The organism is Chryseobacterium sp. Leaf394, assembly GCF_001424105.1.
Lineage (GTDB): Bacteria > Bacteroidota > Bacteroidia > Flavobacteriales > Weeksellaceae > Chryseobacterium.
Genome location: NZ_LMQH01000006.1, coordinates 64,700 through 89,466, shown reverse-complemented (window position 1 = coordinate 89,466; position 24,767 = coordinate 64,700). Strand labels below are relative to the sequence as shown.

General features: G+C 38.1%; 19 protein-coding genes and 1 tRNA gene. 17 read left to right on the top strand and 3 right to left on the bottom strand.

Annotation, left to right across the window (positions count from 1 at the left end; translation table 11 throughout):
* Positions 1-101 precede the first annotated feature (101 nt).
* Positions 102-3,284 carry an efflux RND transporter permease subunit gene (locus tag ASG21_RS02635; protein WP_056075472.1) on the top strand — a complete coding sequence of 1,061 codons (3,183 nt, stop codon included), beginning with the start codon at positions 102-104 and terminating at the stop codon, positions 3,282-3,284.
* Positions 3,285-3,521: 237 nt separating this feature from the next.
* Complete coding sequence (locus tag ASG21_RS02630; RefSeq protein ID WP_056075470.1) at positions 3,522-4,934, top strand: efflux transporter outer membrane subunit; 1,413 nt, start codon at positions 3,522-3,524, stop codon at positions 4,932-4,934.
* A 215-nt stretch (positions 4,935-5,149) separates the two neighbouring features.
* Here the strand turns inward: ASG21_RS02630 and miaA are convergent, their stop codons facing one another.
* Entirely contained in the window at positions 5,150-6,082 is a 933-nt protein-coding gene (miaA, locus tag ASG21_RS02625) for a tRNA (adenosine(37)-N6)-dimethylallyltransferase MiaA (RefSeq protein WP_056075467.1), read from the bottom strand.
* 153 nt (positions 6,083-6,235) lie between these two features.
* Between miaA and ASG21_RS02620 the strand changes: the two genes are divergently transcribed.
* The 12 genes from ASG21_RS02620 to ASG21_RS02565 all read left to right on the top strand — a co-directional run bounded on the left by ASG21_RS02620 (position 6,236) and on the right by ASG21_RS02565 (position 14,637).
* The gene (locus tag ASG21_RS02620) at positions 6,236-7,081 is read left to right on the top strand and encodes a DUF1732 domain-containing protein (RefSeq protein WP_241773440.1); all 846 of its coding nucleotides are present in this window, start codon (positions 6,236-6,238) and stop codon (positions 7,079-7,081) included.
* Positions 7,082-7,163: 82 nt separating this feature from the next.
* A complete protein-coding gene (gene gmk / locus ASG21_RS02615; RefSeq protein WP_056075461.1) occupies positions 7,164-7,727 on the top strand; it encodes a guanylate kinase in 564 nt (187 codons plus the stop codon).
* A gap of 112 nt (positions 7,728-7,839) precedes the next feature.
* The gene (gene nadA, locus ASG21_RS02610; RefSeq protein WP_056075458.1) at positions 7,840-8,859 is read left to right on the top strand and encodes a quinolinate synthase NadA; all 1,020 of its coding nucleotides are present in this window, start codon (positions 7,840-7,842) and stop codon (positions 8,857-8,859) included.
* 51 nt (positions 8,860-8,910) lie between these two features.
* On the top strand, positions 8,911-9,567 hold the full coding sequence (locus ASG21_RS02605) for a hypothetical protein (protein ID WP_056075455.1): 657 nt from the start codon (positions 8,911-8,913) through the stop codon (positions 9,565-9,567).
* Positions 9,564-9,947: a dihydroneopterin aldolase gene (folB, locus tag ASG21_RS02600; protein ID WP_056075453.1), complete on the top strand. Its 384-nt coding sequence runs from the start codon at positions 9,564-9,566 to the stop codon at positions 9,945-9,947. The genes ASG21_RS02605 and folB overlap by 4 nt, the downstream gene beginning before the upstream one ends.
* A 15-nt stretch (positions 9,948-9,962) precedes the next feature.
* Positions 9,963-11,318 carry a DUF4403 family protein gene (locus tag ASG21_RS02595; protein ID WP_056075450.1) on the top strand — a complete coding sequence of 452 codons (1,356 nt, stop codon included), beginning with the start codon at positions 9,963-9,965 and terminating at the stop codon, positions 11,316-11,318.
* A gap of 9 nt (positions 11,319-11,327) precedes the next feature.
* Positions 11,328-11,825 (top strand): RDD family protein, encoded by a 498-nt coding sequence (locus ASG21_RS02590; protein ID WP_056075446.1) that lies wholly within the window; start codon positions 11,328-11,330, stop codon positions 11,823-11,825.
* Positions 11,826-11,882: 57 nt separating this feature from the next.
* A tRNA-Cys gene (locus ASG21_RS02585) sits at positions 11,883-11,953 on the top strand.
* A 138-nt stretch (positions 11,954-12,091) separates the two neighbouring features.
* Positions 12,092-12,673 carry a YdeI/OmpD-associated family protein gene (locus ASG21_RS02580; RefSeq protein ID WP_056075444.1) on the top strand — a complete coding sequence of 194 codons (582 nt, stop codon included), beginning with the start codon at positions 12,092-12,094 and terminating at the stop codon, positions 12,671-12,673.
* A gap of 109 nt (positions 12,674-12,782) precedes the next feature.
* The gene (locus tag ASG21_RS02575; RefSeq protein WP_056075441.1) at positions 12,783-13,292 is read left to right on the top strand and encodes a nicotinamide-nucleotide amidohydrolase family protein; all 510 of its coding nucleotides are present in this window, start codon (positions 12,783-12,785) and stop codon (positions 13,290-13,292) included.
* Positions 13,293-13,328: 36 nt separating this feature from the next.
* Positions 13,329-13,583, top strand: coding sequence for a SemiSWEET transporter (locus ASG21_RS02570; RefSeq protein WP_056075438.1), 255 nt, complete (start codon positions 13,329-13,331; stop codon positions 13,581-13,583).
* Positions 13,584-13,650: 67 nt separating this feature from the next.
* Entirely contained in the window at positions 13,651-14,637 is a 987-nt protein-coding gene (locus ASG21_RS02565; protein ID WP_056075435.1) for an SDR family oxidoreductase, read from the top strand.
* A gap of 191 nt (positions 14,638-14,828) precedes the next feature.
* Here the strand turns inward: ASG21_RS02565 and ASG21_RS02560 are convergent, their stop codons facing one another.
* Both ASG21_RS02560 and ASG21_RS02555 read right to left on the bottom strand, forming a co-directional pair.
* On the bottom strand, positions 14,829-16,568 hold the full coding sequence (locus tag ASG21_RS02560; protein WP_056075432.1) for a RagB/SusD family nutrient uptake outer membrane protein: 1,740 nt from the start codon (positions 16,566-16,568) through the stop codon (positions 14,829-14,831).
* 21 nt (positions 16,569-16,589) lie between these two features.
* Positions 16,590-19,355, bottom strand: coding sequence for a SusC/RagA family TonB-linked outer membrane protein (locus ASG21_RS02555; RefSeq protein WP_056075429.1), 2,766 nt, complete (start codon positions 19,353-19,355; stop codon positions 16,590-16,592).
* A gap of 281 nt (positions 19,356-19,636) precedes the next feature.
* Here ASG21_RS02555 and ASG21_RS02550 point away from each other — a divergent pair, with 281 nt between their 5' ends.
* The 3 genes from ASG21_RS02550 (at position 19,637) to ASG21_RS02540 (ending at position 24,739) form a co-directional block, all read left to right on the top strand.
* Complete coding sequence (locus tag ASG21_RS02550) at positions 19,637-20,764, top strand: alkaline phosphatase (RefSeq protein ID WP_056075426.1); 1,128 nt, start codon at positions 19,637-19,639, stop codon at positions 20,762-20,764.
* A gap of 283 nt (positions 20,765-21,047) precedes the next feature.
* The gene (locus ASG21_RS02545) at positions 21,048-22,829 is read left to right on the top strand and encodes an alkaline phosphatase (protein WP_056075423.1); all 1,782 of its coding nucleotides are present in this window, start codon (positions 21,048-21,050) and stop codon (positions 22,827-22,829) included.
* Between the two features lie 101 nt (positions 22,830-22,930).
* Entirely contained in the window at positions 22,931-24,739 is a 1,809-nt protein-coding gene (locus ASG21_RS02540; protein WP_241773439.1) for a metallophosphoesterase, read from the top strand.
* Positions 24,740-24,767 lie beyond the last annotated feature (28 nt).

Genomic DNA, 24,767 nt, shown 5'->3' with positions numbered 1-24,767 from the left:
GGCTTTCAATTCAATATTTAATAATATTATTTCTGAAGCAGTATTTTTTTAGCCAGTGGCCAAAAGCTAATCGCTATTAGCAACCTAAAATTAAACTTCTTATGTTAAAAAAATTCATAGATAGACCGGTACTTTCTACGGTTATCTCCATTATACTATTGCTTTTGGGAGCGATGTCGGTTTTTAACCTGCCGATAACGCTGTTTCCCGATATTGCACCGCCGAGCGTTCAGGTGACGGCATTTTATCCGGGAGCGAATGCAGAAGTTGTAGCCCGCTCCGTGGCTGTTCCCATTGAGGAAGCGGTGAACGGTGTTGAGAACATGACGTACATGACCTCAAATTCTAGTAACGACGGATCCATGACTTTGAGTGTGTTTTTCAAACAGGGTTCAGATCCCGATAACGCAGCGGTGAATGTTCAGAACCGTGTTTCCAAAGCGATGAGTCAGCTTCCACAAGAGGTTGTACAGGCGGGAATTTCCACGCAGAAAGTTCAGAACAGTATGATTATGTTTATGGGATTATCAAGTGACGATCCTAAACAATATGACGAACTTTTCTTACAGAATTATCTGAAAATCAACGTAATTCCGCAGATACAACGTATTCCGGGAGTTGCTCAGGCTCAGGTTTTCGGAACGAGAGATTATTCCATGAGACTTTGGCTGAAGCCAGACCGTTTGGCAGCCAACAATCTTTCTCCACAGGAAGTTTTGGCAGCAGTAAAAGATCATAACTTAGAAGCTGCTCCTGGTCGTTTGGGACAGGGAAGCAAGGAAACTTACGAATATATCTTAAAGTATAAAGGTAAATTAAACAAAAATGCAGACTATGAAAACATCGCCATCAAGTCGAATAGTGACGGTTCGTTTTTAAGATTAAAAGATGTTGCGAGAGTAGAATTTGGTTCTTACACGTACACGGCAGCCAACAGAATGGACGGTAAACCTGTCGCAGGTTTTGCCATTTTACAGACAGCAGGTTCCAACGCAAATGAAATTTTAACTGCAATTGAAAAGCAGATTGAAGAAATGAAAACTACCTTACCTAAAGGAGTTGAGCCTATCATCATGTACAATTCAAAAGACTTTTTGGATGCATCAATTCATCAGGTTGTGGAAACCCTGTTCATCGCATTTATACTTGTTTTTATTGTAGTGTATATTTTCCTTCAGGATTTCAGATCTACTTTAATTCCTGCGATCGCTGTTCCGGTGGCGATTGTAGGTACATTTTTCTTCCTGCAGATGTTTGGTTTCAGTATCAATATGTTGACTTTGTTTGCATTGGTTTTAGCCATCGGGATTGTAGTGGATGATGCAATTGTCGTCGTGGAAGCCGTCCATTCAAAAATGGAACAGACAGGAATGCCGGTCGAACAGGCAACCACAAACTCAATGAGTGAAATTTCGGGAGCGATTATTTCGATTACGCTGGTAATGTGTGCGGTGTTTATTCCGGTTGGTTTTATGCAGGGTCCGGCGGGAGTTTTTTACAGACAGTTTGCCTTTACTTTGGTAATCGCGATTCTGATTTCAGCGGTTAATGCATTGACATTGAGTCCGGCGTTATGTGCTTTATTATTAAATGATCCTCAGGGAGAACACGGTGAACATGGTCAGAAAAAAGGTTTTGGAGCGAAGTTTTTCAACGCTTTCAACAAAAGCTTTAATAACATGACCAGAAAATACATTTACAGCCTTAAATTTTTAATTAAAAATAAATGGGTTGCCGTTACAGGTCTGGCTTTGATCACAGCGGCAAGTGTTTTCTTAATCAATAAAGCTCCGACAGGATTTATTCCAACAGAAGATCAGGGATTTGTTCTGTATGCCGTAAATACGCCTCCCGGAAGTTCACTGGACAGAACCCACAGAGCGACTGAACAGATTGATAAAATCATCAATGGTGAGAAATCCAAAAACCACCTTTGGGTAGCCGACGGAATGAACTTTATCAGTAATTCTAATGCTTCTCCTTATGCTGCAGGTTTTATTAAGCTTAAAGATTTTGAAGACCGTGGCGAAGTGAAAGATCCCGATCAGATAGCAGCAGCCTTGACAGGAAAAGTAGCTCAGGTAAAAGATGCCAACGCATTCTTTTTCAACTTCCCGACAGTACAGGGTTTTGGTAACGTTTCAGGGTTTGAATTTATGCTACAGGATAAAACGAACGGTTCTTTTGAACAGCTGGGAACCACCACTCAGACTTTTATCGGAGAATTAATGAAACGTCCGGAAATTGCTTTTGCGTTCACGACGTACGCAGCAGGAAATCCTCAGTACACGATTGATGTGGATACCGATAAAGCCAATCAATTAGGCGTTTCCGTAACAGAATTGATGCAGACGATGCAGATTTATTATGGAAGCAGCTTCGTTTCAGATTTCAACAGATTCGGGAAATACTATAGAGTAATGGCTCAGGCAGATATTGCTTACCGTAACGATGCAGATTCAATGGAAGGAATTTATGTTAAAAATAAAACCGGAGAAATGGTTCCTGTAAAGACTTTGGTGACTTTAAAAAGAACTTTCGGGCCGGAAACGGTGTCAAGAAACAACTTATTCAACGCCGTGACGATTAACGGAACTCCGAAACCTGGTTACAGTACCGGTGACGCGATCAAAGCAGTAGAAGAAGTTGCCCAAAAATCACTTCCTCGTGGATACGGTTATGAATGGACAGGAATTACCCGTGAAGAAATCAAAACCGGCGGACAGACTGCTTTTGTATTTATGCTAAGTATCTTGTTTGTGTATTTCTTGCTGGCTGCTCAGTATGAAAGTTATATCCTTCCTTTTGCGGTTATTTTAACCATTCCTACAGGGATTTTCGGAGTATTTGCTTTCACAGGATTGGCTGGAATTGATAATAACATTTACGTTCAGGTCGGTTTGATTATGCTCGTCGGATTGTTAGCGAAAAATGCAATTCTGATTGTCGAGTTTGCCGTTCAAAGAAGAAAAGCAGGAAAATCACTGATTGAATCTGCTCTACAGGCTTCAAGATTACGTTTAAGACCAATTCTGATGACTTCATTTGCTTTCATCATCGGTATGCTTCCATTGGTTTGGACGCAAGGTGCCGCAGCAAAAGGAAATCACTCCATTGGAATCAGTACCGTTGGCGGAATGTTTACAGGAGTTGTTTTCGGGATTTTTATTATTCCGGTGATGTATGTGATCTTCCAGTATTTACATGAAAAAATGCCGAGCAGAAAGACTAAAAGACTTCAAAGACAAAAACTGGAAGAAGAACTTTTAGCATCAGCACATTAATAATAAATGATTAACAAAACTTTGAGATTTTTTTACCACAAAAGTCACAAAAGATTTACACACCTTTTATTTAAGTTAAAATGTTTGAAAATAAAAGAACATATAAGTTTTCTTAAAACATAAACATCTGTGAAAATCTGTGAAATCTGTGGGAAAGTAAAAGCAAAATAATTTCTCCTACTAAAGACAGTTTTGCTTACCACTCAAAGTTTTGTGATCAATTTAAATATCCTATTTATGAAACGAGTAAAAAATATAATCATCGCTTTTGGGATTGCATTAGGTGCAGTTTCCTGCGTGCCGAAACTGGCCTATCAGGAAACCAAACCCGAACTTCCCGAAACTTTCAAATATACCGCAACCGCCGACACAGCAAGTGTTGCCAACCTTCAGTGGAAACAGTTTTTCAATGATCCGATTTTACAGGATTTGATTGAAAAAGGAATTAAAAATAATTACGATTTACAGATTGCCTTGAAACAGGTCGCTTCCTCACAGGAAAGGCTGAAGCAGGCAAAATATCTTCAGTATCCTGATATTGGTTTCGGAGTTTCTGCGCAGATTTCAAAACCTTCTAAGAACAGCATGAACGGGCAGAGTTTAAATTTATTTTTAGGTCAGAGTCATGTTGAAGATTATAATGCAGCATTTAATTTATCCTGGGAAGCAGATATTTGGGGTAAAATTAAAAATCAGCAGGAAGTTTCAAAAATGCAGTATCTGCAGACTTATGAAGCGACAAAAGCAATTCAGACACAGGTTGTTGCAGCAATTGCTCAGGGTTATTACAATCTGTTGATGCTCGACAAACAACTGCAGATTGCGAAATCAAATTTAGAGTTAAGCACCAACACGCTTTCTCTCACAGAAAAATTATGGCAGAGCGGTGATACGACTTCATTGGGAGTTCAGCAGGCAACCGCTCAGAAGCAGTCGACAGAACTTTTGATCACTCAACTGGAACAGAATATTGCGATTCAGGAAAATGCGCTGAGTATTTTGGTGGGTGAAAATCCAGATAAAGTAGACAGAACCATTGAAATGTCTGATACGTCTTTACCACAGGATATTTCCGCGGGACTTCCTGCAGCAATGGTGAGCCGCCGTCCGGATGTCCGTCAGCAGGAATTGGTTTTATTGGAATCCAATTCAATCGTAGGAATTGCTCAGGCAAATATGTATCCTTCATTGAAAATCACGGCTGCCGGTGGTGTAAATTCTTTTAAAATTGACAACTGGTTTTCAATTCCGGCTTCACTGTTCGGTTCTGTTTTAGGTGGATTGACTCAGCCGATTTTCCAGAAAAGACAGTTAAAAACAGATTTAAATGTTGCTAAAATTCAGAGAGAGAAAAATGTTTTGGCGTTCCGTCAGTCTGTTCTGAATGCAGTAGGCGAAGTTTCTGATGCATTGGTTTCCAACGAAAGTTTAAAAGTTCAGGAACAGAAAGCCAGCGAACAGGTGACAACGTTGAAAAATGGAATCAAAAGTGCCGAAATGTTGTACAAAGGCGGAATGGCCAATTACCTGGAAGTGATTACCGCTCAGGGAAATTCTCTGCAGGCTGAACTGAATCTCGCGTCGGTAAAAAGACAGAGATTGAGCAGCATTGTAGATTTATACCGGGCTCTAGGTGGCGGATGGAAGTAGTAAATTAATTATATTGTTTGAAGTGCGGTCTTTAGGGATCGCATTTTTTTGTTTTATTAATTTTAAAAATTCCTTTTTTCATTCAGAGCATAGACTGAAGGTCTACGAACGGAGTTCTGAAGTGAAGCGTAGAATCTAAACTGTATTTGAAGAAATTTATTTTACAAAATCTCTGGTGAGATTCCTGCGGAATGACAAAGTGTATGTGCTTTTTATTATTTCAAAGTTTCCTTATTAATATATTCAGTCAAATCCTCAAAATCTTTTTCTGAATAACCTACTTGTATATAATGAATATTCTCTTCCTTTCTATACCAGGTCAACTGGCGTTTCGCAAATCTTCTCGAGTTTTTCTTAATTTCAGAAACTGCAAAATCAAAATCCCATTCTCCGTCAAAGTATTTAAAAAGCTCCGAATAACCAACCGTATTCAGTGACGCCAGATTTCTTCCTTCCTGCGATTTTCTTAATTCATCAAGATTTTTTGCCTCATCGAGCAAGCCATTTTCCATCATTTTATCAACACGCAGATTAATTCTTTCGTAAACCGTTTCCCGGGGCGCTTCAATACCGATTCTTATCGTTTGGAAATTTCTTGGATTTTTGTCATGAGAAATATTTTCAGAATATGTTTTTCCGGTTTGCCAAATAACATCAATCGCCCGCAGCAGCCTTCTCTGATTGTGAATATCTACATTTTCGTAATATTCAGGATCTAAATCTTTCAGCATTTCCTGAAGTTTTTCAATTCCTTGAGTTTTCCAGATGGCTTCCAGTTTTTCCTGATTTTCTTCGTTAGCTTCAGGCAAATCATTTAAGCCTTCAATGACCGCTTTTTCATACATCATGCTTCCGCCAACCATAATAATGATGTCGTATTTTTCAAAAAGCCGATCCAATAATTCCAGAGAATCATGCTCAAACTGACCGATAGAATAATAATCTTTTACCGAAAGCTGACCGATGAAATGATGTTTTGCCTGCAAAAGTTCATCTTCCGAAGGTGCAGCCGTTCCGATTTTCATTTCACTGAAAAACTGTCGGGAATCACAGGAAATAATTTCTGTATTAAAATGCTTTGCAAGCTCAATAGCAAGTTTGGTTTTGCCAATTCCGGTGGTGCCTACAACTGAAATCAGGGTTTTCATGGAATGATGGATGTTTGATGATAGATGTCTGAGTATGATGAATAATTTGCAGCATGAATCTCAAATTTCAAACCTCAAATTTCGAATCAATTTTTAAATGTGCTAAATTAAATGTTTATCTTTGTACGACAATAAAAAACTATGATTTTATCAATGACCGGCTTCGGTAGAGCCGAAGGTGTTTTTGAAGGAAAAAAAATTTCGATCGATATTAAATCACTGAACAGCAAGAGCTTTGATTTAAACATCAAAATTCCTTTGCGTTACAAAGAAAAAGAATTTGAAGTAAGAAAAATTCTGAACGATAGAATCATCCGCGGAAAGGTAGATTGCTATATCAATATTGAGAATCTTGAAGAAACGAATGATGTAAAAATCAACAGAAGTCTGATCGATTCTTATATGAATGAACTTAAGAATATCGCTTCAGACGGACCGGATTTTGAGTACCTGAAAATGGCAGTAAGACTTCCTGATGCCATCACTTCAAGACCGGATGAATTGACTGAAGGTGAATGGGAAGCTTTAGCAAAAATTGTATATAATGCCGTAGATAAATTCCAGGATTTCAGAAAAACTGAAGGGAAAATTCTTCATGAAGAGCTGGAAAGAAACATCAAAAATATTGATAAATCTCTGGCAGAAGTTGTTCCTTACGAGCAGGTAAGAATTGATGCTGTGAAAGAACGTTACATGAAAACTTTAAAAGAGTTTGAGAACGTTGACGAAACAAGATTCTATCAGGAAATGGCTTATTTTACTGAAAAATTAGACATTCAGGAAGAAAAGGTTAGACTTTCCCAGCATTTGAAATACTATTCTGAAGTAATGGAAAATGAAGATTTTAACGGAAAAAAATTAGGTTTTATTTCACAGGAAATCGGAAGAGAAATCAACACTTTAGGTTCAAAAGCCAATCACGCTGAAATTCAGAAATTAGTCGTGATGATGAAAGATGATTTGGAAAAAATTAAAGAGCAAACGCTTAATGTATTATAAATGATAGTTGATAAATGATCATTGATTAAATAGCAATTAAGTTTTTAATCAATCATCATGCATCAATTATCAATCATTATTTATGGATAGAGTTATCATATTTTCAGCGCCGTCGGGAAGCGGGAAAACAACATTGGTAAAGCATTCTCTGGAAGCGATTCCGGAACTGGAGTTTTCCATTTCTTGTACGACGAGACAGCCGAGAGGAAGTGAAATTCACGCTGTTGATTATCACTTTATTTCGCCGGATGAATTCAGACAGAAAATTGCTGAAGAAGCTTTTGTGGAATTTGAAGAAGTGTACACCGATAAATATTACGGAACTCTGAAATCTGAGGTCGAAAAAATCTGGAATCAGGGAAAAGTTGTTATTTTTGATGTAGACGTAAAGGGCGGAATTTCATTAAAAAAATATTTTGGTGACAATGCATTATCCATTTTCATTGAACCACCTTCGATTGCCGAGTTGGAACGGAGATTGATTTCAAGAAACACCGATGATGCCGAAACCATAAAAACCCGCGTAGAAAAAGCCGAAGAAGAGCTTACCTACGCAATAGAATTTGACCAGATCGTCATCAACAGCGATTTGAGTGAAGCAAAAAGAGAAATAGAAAGTTTAATAAAAAGTTTTATCGGAAAGTAAAGGCTGGAAGTTGGAAGCGGGATGATTGAAGTAAGGTTTTATTTAAAAGCCATTCATTTCAAACGATTTCAATTCTAAATTTATTTTCGATAAAATAAAAACACAGGTCGACATGAGTACCGAAACATTAGAAAGAGCTAAATCAGCCATTCCTGTAAGAGGATTTTTAGATATTAAAGACCTTATTATTCCGGAAGGAGAGGAGTTGGTAAAGGCGATTTTACAACTGAAAGAAGAAAAAAACGCCGTTATTCTGGCGCATTATTACCAACCGGGACCTATTCAGGATATTGCTGATTTCCTTGGAGATTCTCTTCAGCTGGCAAGACAGGCAAAAGATACCGATGCCGACATGATTGTATTCTGCGGAGTACATTTTATGGCTGAAGCTGCAAAAATTCTGAATCCAACGAAGAAAGTTGTTCTTCCAGATACAATGGCGGGATGCTCTTTGGCAGACGGATGTTCAGGAGAAGGATTGAGAAAAATGCGTGAGCAGCATCCAAACGCTTTGATTGCAACGTACATCAACTGTAACGCCGAAACAAAAGCAGAAAGCGACATCATTGTAACGAGTTCAAACGCTGAAACAATTATTGAAAATCTTCCGACTGACAGACCAATTATTTTCGCACCGGATAAAAATTTAGGAAGATATTTATCTCAAAAAACGGGTCGTGATATGATTCTTTGGGACGGAAGCTGCATCGTACACGAAGCTTTCTCGATGGAAAGAATTGCGCAGCAGTTGGCAGATAATCCAGATGCAAAACTAATTGCGCACCCTGAAAGTGAAGAAGCTGTTTTAAAGCTGGCTCACTTCATCGGTTCGACGTCTGCTTTGTTGAATTTTGTTGAAAAAGATGACTGTCAGAAATTCATTATTGCGACTGAAGAAGGAATTCTTCACGAAATGAGAAAACGTGCTCCACACAAAGAACTGATTCCTGCTTTGGTTTTTGACGAAAGCTGTAACTGCTCAGAATGTTTTTACATGAAGAGAAACACAATGGAAAAACTGTACCTGTGCATGAAATATGAACTTCCGGAAATCATCATCGAAGAAGAGCTTCGGTTGAGAGCACTGAAGCCAATTGAGGCAATGCTCGATCTTTCGAAAAGCATTAAATAAATTTCAAAGCGGGTTTTTTTACCCGCTTTTTTACTTTAATTAACTTCCACAATGAAAAAAGCTATGAAAGCTATTGATATCACTAAAGAAATCTTACCTATAGAATTAGATTCTCTCTTTGATACAGTGAAGTACGAAAACTATGGGATTTTTAAAATTGACAAAGTTGTATTTGAAAATAACTTAATTGAGTTTTACTTCACAATAAAAATTTTAGAGGAATTATTAGATGAAGGAGAAGAAAATTATCAGTGGAAATTAAAAATAACAGACTGTAAAGATTATCATATTGAAGACTCGACTAATGTTGAGGCTTCTATATCTGTTTTTTCAGAACACGTTCTTTTATCTCATTATCAAAAGTCTTGGAAAGAACTTTTTTTCAAACAGGAAGGTACAAATTTGAATCAATTATTTGTAGATTTATATAATCTTCATCATTTCGATTTTGAGTATTTTATTGTTCCTGAAAAATATTTAGCTAATGATAAATTATCTTTCTTAGTAAACAGTGAAAGCGGATTATTTGCTCGCGGTCCCGAAGATATTTTAGATTTATATTTTAATCTCCTTTTAAAATATGGTAAAGAGCCTTACTATTTTCAAAACAATATAAAAATGGATGATAAAAAAAAGGATGAATTGAAAATTGTATTTCTGGGAAATAATTATTTTATTGGTAAACAATTAGAATTTCAAAAACTATGAGCAAAATATTCTTAGAAGACGTTAAAATCTACGCTTACCACGGCGTTCTTCCCGAAGAAAACATTATCGGGACATACTATATTTTAAATGCAGAAATCCACACCGATTTGTGGGATGCCGCAGTTTCTGATGATTTGAATGACACGATCAGCTATGCGGACATTAATCAGATTATTCATGATGAAATGAAGGTTAAATCTAAATTACTTGAGCATGTTGCCGGAAGAATTATCATGAAAATCAGCGAAAGATTCAATCAGATTTCTTACATTAAACTGAGAATTACCAAAACCAGTCCGCCAATGAAGGGTGAAATGAAAGGCGCGAGCATTGAGCTGGAGAAAAGCTTTTTATTAGGTGGTTCTGCGGAGAAAGTTTAATTTAAATTTACAAAGTTGAAACGGATTTTTGCTATAATTTTAATACTGATTTTCGTATTTTCATACAGTCAGGAAAATCAGCAGATTTACACATTTCCAAAAGTGAAATCGAGCATCACGATGCCTGTGAGAATACCGCTGGCTGAGGTAAGTAAGATGGTGAATGCTTCGGTCAAAGATTTGATTTTCGAAGACAATTCCTATACAGACAACAATGATGATCAGTTTAAAATTAAAGTCTGGAAAACAAGGCCCATCCGTTTGGTAGGTGATGTCAACAAAAAGATATTCATTGAAGTTCCGTTAAAAATCTGGGCTGAGAAGGGAATTGGAACGCTTGGTGTTTACACCTATCAGCAGACGACTTTTGAAACCGTAATGTACTTTGTAGCTTCAATGGATTTTAAAACCAACTGGACGGTCGCCACAAATACCAAACCCAACGGTTTTAAATGGGTGGTAAAACCCGTTCTGGATTTCGGAAAAATTAAAATCCCGATTACAGGTCTCGTGGAAAAAAGTCTGGTAAAGCAGCAGGCAGAATTCTGCAAAACAATTGATGCGCAGATGGCTTCACAGCTCAATTTTCAGCAATATGCAGTGTTAGCGTGGAACTCATTTTCGCAACCGTTTAAAATTTCTGATGAATATGATACGTGGCTGAAAATAACGCCCGTGAATGTGAACATCAATCCACTGAAATTTTACGGCGACGCCATTGACACCACGATAGGAATTGATATTTTTTCTGAAACATACACCGGCGTAAAACCTGAATCCTCCCAACCTGTACGCACTGCGATGAACTTCAGTTTTGTACCACTTCTGAATGAAAGTTTTGTACTTCAGACCACAGCCAATATCCCTTTTTCTGAAGCTGCGGAAATCGCTGAAAAAACTTTTCTGAATAAGGAGTTCGATGTTCGTGGGTCTAAAGTGAAAATTAATGATATCAATGTTTATGGTGAAGGAAACAGAATTGTGATTGAAGTGCAGACGGAAGGTTATGTAAACGGAAAATCCTTCATTTCGGGAATTCCTGTCTATGACAAAACGAAAAAGAAAATTGTACTTTCCCAGACGAAATTTAAACTTAAAACAACCAATATCATCCAAAAAACAGCTTCAGTAATGTTTCAGGGGAAGATTGTGAAAATGATTGAAGATGAATACGGTATTCCAACTTCAGAAATGGAAGTTTCCTCTCAGAAAAGCATTGAAGAAGCCTTTAATAAAGAATACTACAAAGGTTTGAAAATGAATGGAAAAGTTTTTAAATTAGAACCGTCAGACATACTGGTTAATAATTCGGGATTGACTGCCGTAATCGATATTCAGGCAGGTTTGAGGCTGATGCTCAATGCTTTTTAAAAACAAACTATGAGAAAACATTTAAAAATAATAGAAATAAACCGCGCAACCGGCGGGCAGAGATTTGCTAATTACCTGATTGATCTTCTGGCACTCTTTGCCGTAAATTTCGTCATTTCTATGGCATCTATGTTTCTGTACGAAATGACCAGTGCCTACTTCTTTTATTTTTATAACAATGGAGGGATGGTTTGGGAATTTCTCAGCGGCTACGTTATTTCAACGGTGTACTATTTCATATGGGAATATTTCAGCAATGGCAGAACTTTGGGTAAAATCGTTACAGGAACACGTGCTGTAAGTATTGATGGCGAAGATGCTTCAACCACGCAGATATTGTACAGGAGTTTGTGCAGGCTGATCCCGTTCAATGCCTTTTCTTTTCTGGGAGAAAACGGATGGCACGATACTTTAAGCCAGACAAGAGTAATCGACATTAAAAAATATCTTGCTGATAGACAGATAAAAGAAGAAATTGAAGCCATCGGAACAAAAGAAATTGCATGAAAATTTTGGCAGACAATCTAATTTTTCTATATTTGCACACCTGAAAATGGTAAAAACGGTGCTTTGGCCGAGCGGCTAGGCAGTGGTCTGCAACACCATCTACAGCGGTTCGAATCCGCTAGGCACCTCGCAACAAAACCCTGATTCATATAATGTTTCAGGGTTTTTTATTTTTAAAAGGAGTGAATTCAGATAGAATTATTTTTGTAATTTAAAATACTTTAATTTTAAAACTGAATTCAGATTTAATTTAAAACCTAAAAACAATGTCAGAAAATAAACCACAGGTCTTTTACGCCGAAACGGTTTCCGAATGGCGGAAATGGTTAGAAAAAAATCATGTTTCGGAAGATTCTGTATGGCTGGTTTTTCATAAAAAAGGCTCTGATAAAAAGTCAATTTCGTGGAGTGAATCTGTGGATGTCGCCTTGTGTTTTGGGTGGATAGACAGTAAGAAAATTAAAGTTGACGATACTACTTCCCACCAGTTTTTCAGCAAAAGAAAGGCAAAAAGTACATGGTCGAAAATTAATAAACAGAAGATAGAAAAGCTCATTGAAAATAATCTGATGACTCCTGCAGGATTTAAATCGATAGAAATTGCAAAAGAGAACGGCTCGTGGACGAGTTTGGATGAGGTGGAAGAACTCATTGTTCCTGATGATCTTGCTGTAGCTCTGAACAGTTTCGGCGGTGCCAGAGAATATTTTGAAAGTTTAAGCAAATCAGTCAGAAAAATGATGCTGTACTGGGTGATCAGTGCCAAACGGCCGGAAACCAGACAGGGCAGAATCGGGCAGATTGCAGAAGCTTCTTCGCTTAGAGTTAAACCAAAACAATTTCTATAGTTACAAAATTAAACTTAAAAACCCAGTTTTAAATACCACATTTACTGTATTCCATAATTTAGGGCATTCTTTTTGTCTTTGTGATTTTACCAATCAAAAAATCAATTATATGGAACTTCAGAAAAGCCTTCTACAGAATATAGGGCAGTGTCTCGCATCAGCTGGTGAGACGGTGGCCGTTGCAGAAAGTGTTACCGCCGGTTTTTTACAGTTTTCGTTTTCACAGATTGATGATTCGTCTAGTATTTTTAAAGGCGGATTGACTGTTTATGATAAAACGCAGAAAGAAAAGGTAATGAAATTAGGTCAGGACCGGATTACCGGCGAAGAGCTTGTTTCAGGTGAAATTGCCGAAGAAATGGCATTAAAAATCTCAGAAATTTTCGATACAGACTGGGGAATAGGAATTACAGGATATTCCCAACCTTCAGAATTTTCAGACTTTAAAACATTTGCCTACTTCAGTTTCGCTTACAAAGGTGAGATTATTCTCACAAAAATTTTAGAGCTTCATCCACGTACGGAAGCAGTAAACGCCCAGCTTTACTATACAGAATTTCTTTTAGGATGTCTGAAATGCGAGCTCAATAAAATTGCACTGCAGACGCACGTTGGATAATGAAGTGATTTTTAAATCACAAGGATTTTATTTATAATGGATGAAAATATATTAGGTCTTATCGCAGGAGCGCTTACAAGCATAGCTGCGCTTCCACAACTTTTAAAAGTTCTGAAAACAAAAAATACCAAAGATCTTTCTGCAATGATGCTGGTTATTTTGATTTCAGGACTTTCACTTTGGGTATGGTATGGTTTCATCAATGATGAGCTGCCAATCATTTTATCTAACGCTTTCGCTGTTCTTCTCAATATGATATTGCTTTTCTGTAAACTTACTTTTAAAAAGTAAATTTTTTAAAGTCTCCTTTTGCATGCTATTTGTTTAAACATAATAAGAATATCACAATCAAATTATTATGAAAAATCAAATAGAAGATAGAAGTCTCGAAGGAAAAACGGTAGTAATTACCGGAGGAACCAGCGGAGTAGGACGGGCGACCGCGGAGGCATTTGCACTCGAAGGCTGCAATGTTGTAATCGCTGCCAGAGGAGAGAAAGGTCTGGAAGATACCACTGCCTTACTCCGTGATCTGGGTGCTGTAACCTTGGCTGTAAAAACCGATGTTTCGGTAGCGGATGACGTTAAAAATCTTGCCGAACAGGCACTTCAGTTTAACGGCAGAATCGACATCTGGATCAACAATGCAGGTGTAATGGCAACCGGTAAGTTTGAAGATATGTCTGCAGAAGCCGTTGACCAGGTTATAAAAACCAACCTCCTTGGTTATCTTCACGGAGCTCATACTATTTTACCCATTTTCAAAAAACAGACTGACGGAATTTTAATCAATAATATTTCAATAGGCGGATGGATTCCTACTCCTTACGGAACAGCGTATTCTGCCTCAAAATACGGAATCAGAGGTATGGCAGATGCTCTGCAGGGAGAAGTTTCAGATTTTCCGAATATTCATGTCTGCTCTTTATATCCTGGGATGCAGAAATCTACCGGAAATTCACATTCAGCAAAATTTTCCGGACTTGATTTTAAAGTTCCTCCCGGTGCATCAGATCCAAGAGATACAGCACAACTGATAGTGAAAACCGCCAAAAACCCGAAAAAATCTGTCATGCCCGATTTCTCAACGGTAATGATGAAAGGTTTTTATAAAATTTTGCCGGGTGTTTTTACAAATCTAAGTTCAGGAGTTTTAAGACTAATGATGCAACCGGACAAAAACAAAGAGTCCAACGGGAATATCTTTATACCATCTCCTGGTCCATCAAGAATTTACGGCGAAACAGTATTGCCGGAAATTACCAGAAAAACGAAAATGATAGCGGTGGGAGCTCTGGCTGCCGGAGCAATATACCTTCTTCTGAAAAGAAAAAAGAATTCTTAAGAATTAACAGTTAAGCGTTAAAAAGATCACAAGTTTTAAAGAATTGTCTGAAAACATCTGTAACACAAAATTTTGATTATCTCTTAACCTTAACTTTAACCTAACCTTAACCTTAACCTCAAAACAAAAACAAAACAGCCCGCAAAATATTTGCGGGCTGTTTCTGAAGTATAGAAATTAGTAAAATAAAGTTAGTAACCTTCGTTCTGAACCAGATATCCCGGTGAACTTGATGCGCCGTCAATTGCTGACTGCGGAATTGGGAATAACCTTTTTCTCGGATCTGTATTGGTTTTTGAAGTATAAGAATCTTCATAATGACCAAAACGGATCATGTCTGTTCTTCTTGAAAATTCCCAGTAAAATTCAAAACCTCTTTCTCTGTATAAAGTATTTAAATTGATGGAAGGCAACGGCTGAGGAGTCACGGAAGGTCTTGCCGTTCTTGATGCTCTTACTAAGTTTACGTCTGCCAAAGCCGCTCCTGCATTTCCTTTTCTCAACTGAGCTTCTGCTCTCATCAGATAAATATCGGCCAGACGTAAAAGAACGATGTCTGCATTTCCTCTGTTTCTTCCGGTATCTGAAGTTCTGCTAAACTGGTATTTGGCAACTCGGTATCCGTCTGCATAATCTTTATGAGTAGGATCTTCCAGATCTACTTCCAAAACATGGTTTACGTATTTGGTGAAGCCGTCTCTCTGCTCAATCATCGGATAGATTCTGTACTGTCCGCTCGCCCCCGTCTGGAATGGCTGTCCGTTAGCCGGATTTCTCAGTCCCCACTGAATCCCTCTCTGAATTCCTCTGTTGATTTCGTATGTAGAACCATTCACCAAAAAGTAATGATTGGCATCATTAGCAGGTGTAATTCCTGTTAAATCCTTTTTATCAGCAGGAACTGTAAAGTTTTCCTTATAAAATCTTGCATCAGCCTGTGCCGGATCTACACTTCCATTCGCCTGAACCCATGTCTGGTAAAATTCTGGAGTAATCGCCGGGCCGTCTGTTCCGTTTGCTTTAGGGAAAGCTGCCAGCGGGTACTGACTTCCGGAAAGTGACCAATATCCCAGTCTGTTGTGAGATGTAGTCAAGTCCTGACGCTGATCGATGGCAAAAATCAGTTCTTTGTTTGAATGGTTGTTATCATCGAAGATGGCAAAGTATTCCGGTGACAGAGTGAATGTACCGGTGTTAATTACTTTATTGGTGTATTCAATCACTTTGTCCATATCCGCTGATGCAAAAGCAGGAGTTCCGTAAGGATCTCTGTAAACGGCTGCGTTAAGATAAAGTTGAGCTAAGAATCCATTAACTGCCGCCTGAGAAACTCTTCCGGGACCTTTTGTGTTGTCAAGATCATTCACAACGGCAAGAAATTCACTTTCAATGTACGAAATAGCTTCCTGTTTTCTTAGGATTACAGATGGCTGGCTGGCAGCATCTTTTTTAAAGGCGATTCCCCAGTTATCAAGCATCAGCATATTGTAATATGCTCTTAAAGCTCTCATTTCAGATAAGCCTTTTGCAGCTTCAGGATTGGTGGATGCCAGTGGCTGTAATCTTTCGATTGCAGTGACAGTTCGGGAAAGCATTAGTGTGAAAGCATTCCATGTATCTCTAACCACTACGTTAGTGGTTGTCGTATTGTGTTGTTTGAGTTCGATGTATTTTCCGCCATCGTACCAGTCATTTCCACTTCCTCTTGGAGGCAGAATTCCCTGATCTGAACTGATTAACTGAAGACCGTAATTTTTAGTATGGGTAAATGCATCCGGAAGCGGCCCGTAAGCTGGTGCCATTACTCCCATAGTGAGATTTTCTGTGGTTGCATCCAGCGATTCGTCGATGATTTCTTCTGAAAGGTCTGTACATCCTGTTGCTACAAGCGCTCCAAGACTCAATATTGTGATTAAAAATTTATTTTTCATAAGTTTAATTTTAAATATGAATTAAAATGCTACGTTTACACCAAATACAAAACTTCTGGCTCTTGGATAAGTGGCGTAGTCAATTCCGAAAGACTGAATTCCTCCCTGTGAAATACCAGTGTTGATTTCAGGATCAAAACCTGAATATTTTGTGATGACAAACAAATTCTGAGCAGTTACCGTAAATCTGATATTTCTAATATGTTCTCCGATTCCGATGATTTTAGGATCTAAACTGTATCCCAAAGTGGCGTTGTTTAATCTGAAGAAATCTCCTTTTTCCAGATATCTTGTAGAGATTACGTTGGTGTTATTGGCACTTTCGTTCGGAAACTGGGTTGCTGCATCTGTTGTATTTTGTGAAAGGCCTAATCTTCCTCTTGTAAAAAGAGTAGAAGCTGTATTGTTGTAAATCATATTTCCTGCAACACCGTTAAAATTTAATCCTAAGTCAAAATTTCTGTAGGCTGCCTTGAGGCTGATGTTGTAAGTAAAGTCCGGCAAAGCACTTCCCGCTGCGATTCTGTCGTTGTCGGTTATCTGTCCGTCGCCGTCTACATCTCTGAAAATATTTGTTCCGCTGGCATTCAGTCCCTGGAAATCTCTTACATAGAAAGTTCCGATGGGCTGACCGTTGATGTATCCGTTGATCACTGCATTGGTCGTTCCCGGACCCTGTGCTTCTCCGGTTGAAATCACTTTGTAAGGTGAATCTCTCACCTCATTTTTAATGAAAGACATATTTCCTCCGATACTGTAAGTGAAATCTCTGTTACGGTTGCTGTCGTAGTTCAGCGCAAATTCAAGACCTGTGTTGTTGATGGTCATGTCCGGAATGTTTTTCCACATGGTCTCTGCCGGTTCAATTGGGTCTTCGGGACTGATCTCCAAAAGAATATTGTTTGAAACTTTTTTAAAGAAATCAACGCTTCCCGATAATCTGTTATTCAGAAATCCGAAATCTAAACCGATGTTGGTCTGCGTGGTAACTTCCCACTGAAGATCAGGATTATTGGCTCTCACAAGGTAGATTCCTACCGGATAATTTCCGCTGTCGTCCATGGGATACGTTGCCTGTCCGCTTCCGTCTGATGCAGATTTGTAGCTTCTCTGTGTGATTTTACTTGGGATTTCCTGATTTCCTGTCTTACCCCAACTCGCTCTCAGCTTTAAGTTACTGATGGCATCTATATCAGCAATAAAATTCTCTTTACCTATATTCCAACCGGCTGCTACAGAAGGGAAATATCCATAACGGTTATTTTCACCGAATTTTGATGATCCGTCTGCTCTTAAAGTCGCGGTTAAAAGATATTTGTCATCAAATCCATAATTTACCCTTCCAAACCATGACTGAAGTTCATTTCTGTTGGCCAGAGAAGAAGAAGTCGTGTTGTTTTTATTGGCTGCACCGATTTGATATTGTGGCTCAATTCCATTGTTTGGAAATACTGAGTAATCCCAGCTTCTCGCTACCAGAAATAATCTTTGATATGAATGTCCTGCTAAAAAATTAAAATCATGACGGTTAATTTTAAATTTATAAGTTAAAGTGTTTTCAATCAGTGTGTTGTTATTTGAAAAATAGTTTAAGTTTAATGTACCAACTTCTAAAGGAATCGCATGCGGTGTATTCTGTACAACACGGTCAGCGGAAGAGTAGTCAATCCCTAAATTCATTTTATAGGTTAAACCTTTTATAATTTCAACCGATGGCGATACGTTGGCTAAAATCCTGTTGTTGTTGGTAAAATCCTTGTAAATCTGCTGACGGATGAGTGGGTTGAAGGCTCCGTTATTGAAAACCGTTGTTGGAGAACCGTTTGTGAAAGCCGGATATGTCGGGTTTAAGGTAAGCATCGTTGAAACCATGCTCGTCACACTCGGTCTGTTATTTTCTGTTCGTGTTCCGTTGAGGTTAAAATCAATATTTACTCTTCCGTCGAATGCTTTTTGTGAAACATTTACACGTCCGGAATATCTTCTCAGGTTACTGTTGTACAGAATACCTTCCTGATTTTCATATCCTAAAGCAGCATAGTAATTTGAGTTATCGGTTGCTCCGGCGGCTGAGAAATTTACATTTTCGGAAATTGCAGTTCTCGTAAGTTCCTCCTGCCAATCGGTGTTTCCACCCATGTCATCTACTTTGGCACCCATTGCAGCAACTTGCCGTCTGAATTCATCAGCACCAAAAATATCCATCTTATTGGCAAGCTTTGAAACCGTAAGATTAGAAGAAAGATTCATCTGCGTTCTTCCTTTTTTACCTTTCTTGGTCGTGATTACGATAACTCCGTTGGCACCACGTGCTCCATAGATTGCTGCTGCAGAAGCATCTTTCAGCACATCCATTGATGCAATATCATCCGGATTGATGAAGTTCATCGGGTTGTTGGCAACGCCCGTATTGCTGTTATCAATCACAAAACCGTCGATTACGTAAAGTGGAGTAGTTCCTGAACGCAAACTTCCGACACCTCTTATGACGATATTCTGATTGGCACCAGGCTCGCCGCTCACGTTGGCAACATTTACACCGGCTACTTTTCCCTGAAGCAGCTGTCCTACATTGGCAACCATTCCTTTGTTGAAATCTTCTGCCTTCACAGAACCAACGGCTCCGGTAACATCAGACTTTTTCTGAGAACCGTAACCAATCATTACAATCTCTTCTATGTCTGTCTGCTTGCTGTCACTTTTAATTGTGTCAGACTCTTTTTTCTGTGCAAATGTTAGGCTTACACAGCTCATCAAAACAGTCGGCACAAGGTAAATACGCTTCATTCCTTTTTATTTTGGTGCAAAATTAGGGTCAATAAAACCCGATTTCCGTTAATTTACCGTTAAGAAACTGATTTTTAGAATTAATAAAATGTGAATTTTATTGCGAAAAATTAAATTTCAGTAAACTTAATGTTAAATCGTTTTGTTTAAAACATTGTGTGTGAGATAATAGCCTGTTAACATTGATATAATTGGATTTTACACCTGCGATTCCGTTGCTTATAATCTGTAATTTTGCCCGTTGTTTTTGAAAATAATTAATTATCAAAATTATAATCAATATGAATTATCATTGTAAAAACCTTAATTTAAAGGCGCTGACGGCTGTTTTTATGCTTCTAATTGAATCATTATTCACCGCTCAGACTCAAAAACCGATCAATGTCATTTTTATGATTGGTGAAGGAATGGGTGTATCGCAGGTGACTTCAGCATTTTATTTCGGAGAAGGAAAACCCAATTTTCAGAATTTCAAATTTGTCGGTCTGTCGGAGACATCAAGTACCAGTGACAGAATTACGGACTCTGCAGCGGGAGCAACCGCTTTGTCCACCGGTAAGAAAACATATAAAAGAGCGATTGGTGTAGATAAAGATTCTCTAGCAATACCGACAATATTGGAACAGCTTCAGGATAAAGGCTACAAAACAGGACTTGTAAGTTTAACGAGCCTTACCCATGCAACGCCGGCTGCCTATTACGCACACATCAAAGACCGCGACTGGCACGAGGATATTGCTTTGGATTTCATAAAATCTGATGTTGATTTCGCTGCTGGCGGAGGTTTGAAGTTTTTCAATAAAAGAAAAGATCAGAAAAATCTGTTGAACGATTTACTGAAGAAGCAGTACAGAATTGATACGGTTTCCCTTTCAAAGCCTGTTATCGGGAAGCGGAATTTATATCTTTTGGCAGAAGACGAATTGCCTAATAAAATTCAGGGACGGAAAGATTTTCTCCCGGAAGCTACGCAAACCGCTTTAGAATATTTTTCAGCCGAAAAGAAACCATTTTTTCTGATGGTGGAAGGATCGTTCATCGATTGGGGCGGTCATGCAACCAACGCTGAAATGATGGTGAAGGAAGTTCTGGATTTTGACAAAACCATCGGCGTTGTGATGGAATTCATTAAGAAAAATCCAAACACTTTATTGGTAGTAACAGCCGATCACGAAACGGGTGGCGCGAGTATCGGGAAATTTATGGAAAAAGATACTGCCACAGGAAAAAAGAAAGAAGTAAAAGATAAAGTACAGATCAATTTTATAGACAATCAGCACACTGCCGCTTTGGTTCCTGTTTTTGCGATGGGAAAAGGGGAAGAACTGTTTTCCGGAGTGTATCCAAACAATACCATTTACCACAAATTAGTGGAAGCTTTAAAAAAATCTGGCGTAGCTGTAAAATAATTTTTAATGACCACTTGAGAAAACCTTGTCAGGATTAATGATCAGTAAAAAAAACCTTAATAAGGTTTGATGGTGTAGCTGAAAAAGTACCCGATAAAAGATACTGTTTAATTTTTTTTAATCCAAAACAGAGATTTTACTTCGACAAAGCGATGACGAAGCGACGACGAAGGAACAGCAAACCGATTCCCGGCCAAAAAACCTTCAGTTTTTACAGCTGTTTAATTTTTTAAATAATCTCAGCCTTAACCTTAACCTTACTCTTAACCTCAACCTAACAAAAATGTTTCCAACCCTAAAAAAAATAAGTTTAGCAATAGCTGTTTCAGCAGCAAGTTTAGCTTTTTCCCAGAATTATTCAGCGCATTCTCACAACGATTACGAACAGAAAGTACCGTTCTGGTATGCTTTAGGATCGGGTGCAAAGTCGATTGAAGCCGATGTTTATCTTGTAAATAATGACTTGTTTGTTTCACATGAACAGAAAAATATTCAGAAAGAAAGAACTTTCGGTAATCTGTATTTAAAATCAATTGAAAAAGCCCTTGATTTAGGAATTATTAAAGATCAGCCGATTCAGATTTTAATTGATCTGAAAACCGATGCGGAACCGACTTTAGATAAAATCGTTGCTGAAATTTCAAAATATCCCAAAATTACGGCTCAGAAAAATATCAGCTTTGTGATTTCAGGAAATCAGCCGAAACCTGCTAAATTTAATTTATATCCTGACTTTATCAAATTCGATTATCAGTCTCTGGAAAATCTTACTCCTCACCAATGGGAAAAGGTTGGACTTTTAAGTTTAAATTTTAAAAAATACTCAGTCTGGAACGGGAAAGGTGGTTTGACTGAAGATGACCTGCCAAAAGTAAGTGAAGTCATCAAAAAAGCAAAATCATTTGGCAAGCCTTTCAGATTCTGGGCGATTCCGGATGGGAAAACGTCGTGGGAATTTTTCGCACACCACGGTGTTGATTTTATCAATACAGACCATCCGAAGGAGTGCGCAGAATATTTAAGTAAATTAGAGCAGCGGACTTTTAAAAATACAGTGTTCAGCGAAGTTTATCAGCCAAAATTTGGTTATGAAAATAAAAAGACTCCGGTAAAAAATGTCATTTTATTAATTGGTGACGGCAATGGTTTATCCCAGATTTCATCTTCTGTTTTAGCCAATAAAGGTCAGCTGACTTTAACCCAACTGAAAAATATCGGTTTAATTAAAACGACTGCAACCGACAATTTCACCACAGATTCCGCGGCGGGAGCAACCGCTTTTGCAACAGGGAAGAAGACAAAAAACAGATTTATCGGTGTAAATTCTGATGGCAAACCGATACCGAATATGACGGAAGTTCTGTCTGGAAAAGGCTTCAGCACAGGAATTATTACCACCGACGAAATTGTTGGTGCCACACCATCAGCCTTTTATGCCCATCAGAAAGACCGCGGCATGGAAAAAGAAATTGCGCAGGATTTAACAAAATCGAAACTTACATTTTTTGCAGCAGGTGGAAAATCAAAAGTTTCAGGTTTAAATCATTTTAAACTGGCAAATAATGCGGTAGAAGTGGGAGAAAGTAAGGCCGAAAGCCTAGCCTACTATTTTTCTGAAAACGGAGTTTCACAGGTTTTAAAAGGCCGTGGAAATCTCCTCGCAGAAACGGTGGAAAATGGTCTGAAGTTCTTAAAAAACAAGAAAAAACCATTTTTTATGATGGTGGAAGCAGCGCAGATTGACAGCGGCGGTCACAGCAATACGACAGGCACGATTGTGACAGAAGGAATTGACTTCGACAGAGCCATTACAAAAGCAATTCAGTTTGCAGATGAAAACCCGGGAACGCTGGTGGTAATTACCGCAGATCACGAAACGGGCGGTTTCAGCATTCCGCATGGTGATATGGAAAAAGGTACGGTGGAAGGAGATTTCACTACGGATGACCATTCTGCCACCTTGATTCCAGTGTTCTCGTACGGTGCTGGTTCTGAAAACTTCACGGGAGTTTATGAAAACAATGAGATTTTTCATAAAATTTTGAAGTCTTTGAAACTGCAGTAAATTACTCGCGCAGATTGAGCAAATTGAGACAGTTGTAAAAAATTGCTCAATCTGCTGAATCTGCGTGATATTTCTATTCGTTAAATTAAATAAATACCGGTTTGAAAATATTTTTTAAATTTCTGTTCTCCATCTTATTTCTAAGTCATTTTGTGATTTCGGCCCAACAAAAACCTGTGCAGATCGCTTTCCTGGCTGATGTGCATTTTCAGGATCTGTACGGTGAATTTTCGGATTCAGATTTTAAAGGAATTGAAAATCCGGGAACGGGAAAGAAAACCATTCTGAGAACGATGGATTCTCAGCTGCATTCGACAAGAATTTTTAATGAAAATCATTTCGCTTTTCTTGCGGCTTTAGATGATATTGCGAAAAGAAAGATCAAAATCATTGCACTTCCCGGAGATTTTACAGATGACGGACAAGCCTATAATCTCCGTGGTTTAAAGAAAATTTTAGACGGATATCAGGAGAAATATGGGATGAGGTTTTTTATTACCACCGGAAATCACGATCCGGTCGGTCCGTTTTTGAAACAGGGAGGGAAATCTGATTTTATGGATGAAAACGGAGGTGAACTTTCAATTGTAAGTGATGAAAATTTAATTAAAAATAAAAACTCAAAATCGATTGTGACCAAAGATATTGCGATGTCGGGATATCTGGAAATTTTGAACAGCATGAATGATTTCGGATTTGCACCTTCTGGAAAAGATATTTTTTGGCAAACGCCATTCAGCAAAGTTTTGTATGAACAGTTTAGTTTTAAAAATGCTTTAAAAGATTCGGAGTATCAAAACAGAATGTATGAAGTGAGTTCCGATTTTTCTGTTCCTGATCTTTCTTATATGGTCGAACCCACTGATGGAATTTGGTTGATGGCCATCGATGGAAATACTTATATTCCAAAAAATATTGAAGGTAATCCTGATGATGAAAATAATTACAGCGGAGCATCTATCGGCTACAATAACGTTTTAAGCAATAAAAAACATCTGTTTTCATGGGTTGAAAAGATGGTGAATGAAGCGAAAAAGCATAACAAAACATTGATTGCTTTCACCCATTATCCAATTCTGGATTTTAATGATGATGCCAATTCTGAAATCAAGCAACTTTTAGGAAATGAAAAGTGGCAAATCGACAGAGTTCCGAATGATGAGGTTGCAGAATTGTTTGCAAAAGCGGGTTTGAAGCTACATTTTGCAGGTCATATGCACATTAACGATACCGGAGTTAAAAAGTTTGAAAACGGGAAAATGCTGGTCAATATTCAGGTGCCTTCTCTGGCGGCGTATATTCCGGGATATAAAATTCTGACAGTGAAATCTGAGGATGAATGTGAAGTGGAAACCGTTTCCGTCAAAAATGTTCCGAGATTTGATGAACTGTTTCCGTTATATGAAAAGGAATCTGAAAATTTAAAAGCCAAAAATTCAAAAGAAATTTGGAATAAGGAGATTTTAAAAACAAAAAATTACAGGGATTTCACATTATTTCATCTGAAGGAATTGGTGCGGTTGCGTTTCGTGCCGTCCGATTGGCCGAAAGATTTCATTGAAAAAGCTTCAAAGCTTTCGGGAAAAGATTTATTAAAATTAAGTTTAGGAAACTCTAAAGACTTAAGTAAATTCAACATAAAATGTTTTGAAAAATGGAAGTTTGAAGATGCACTTTTAAACCTTTACCAATTTCAGTCTGCAGATGAACTGGCAAAAAAAGATATTCCGAAAAAAAGACTGTCTCAGTACAGAATTTTGGAAGAGAATTTTAAAATTCTGGAAACGGATGATGAATTTTTGAATCAGCTTAAATTGTTTTTCGCCATTTTAGAAAAGCTGTCTACGGGAGATGTTGCTGATCATTTTAAGATTGATTTTAAGAGAGGAGAGATCGTAAAATTAAAATAATTATTTCTTCGTATAATTTCTTTTTTCA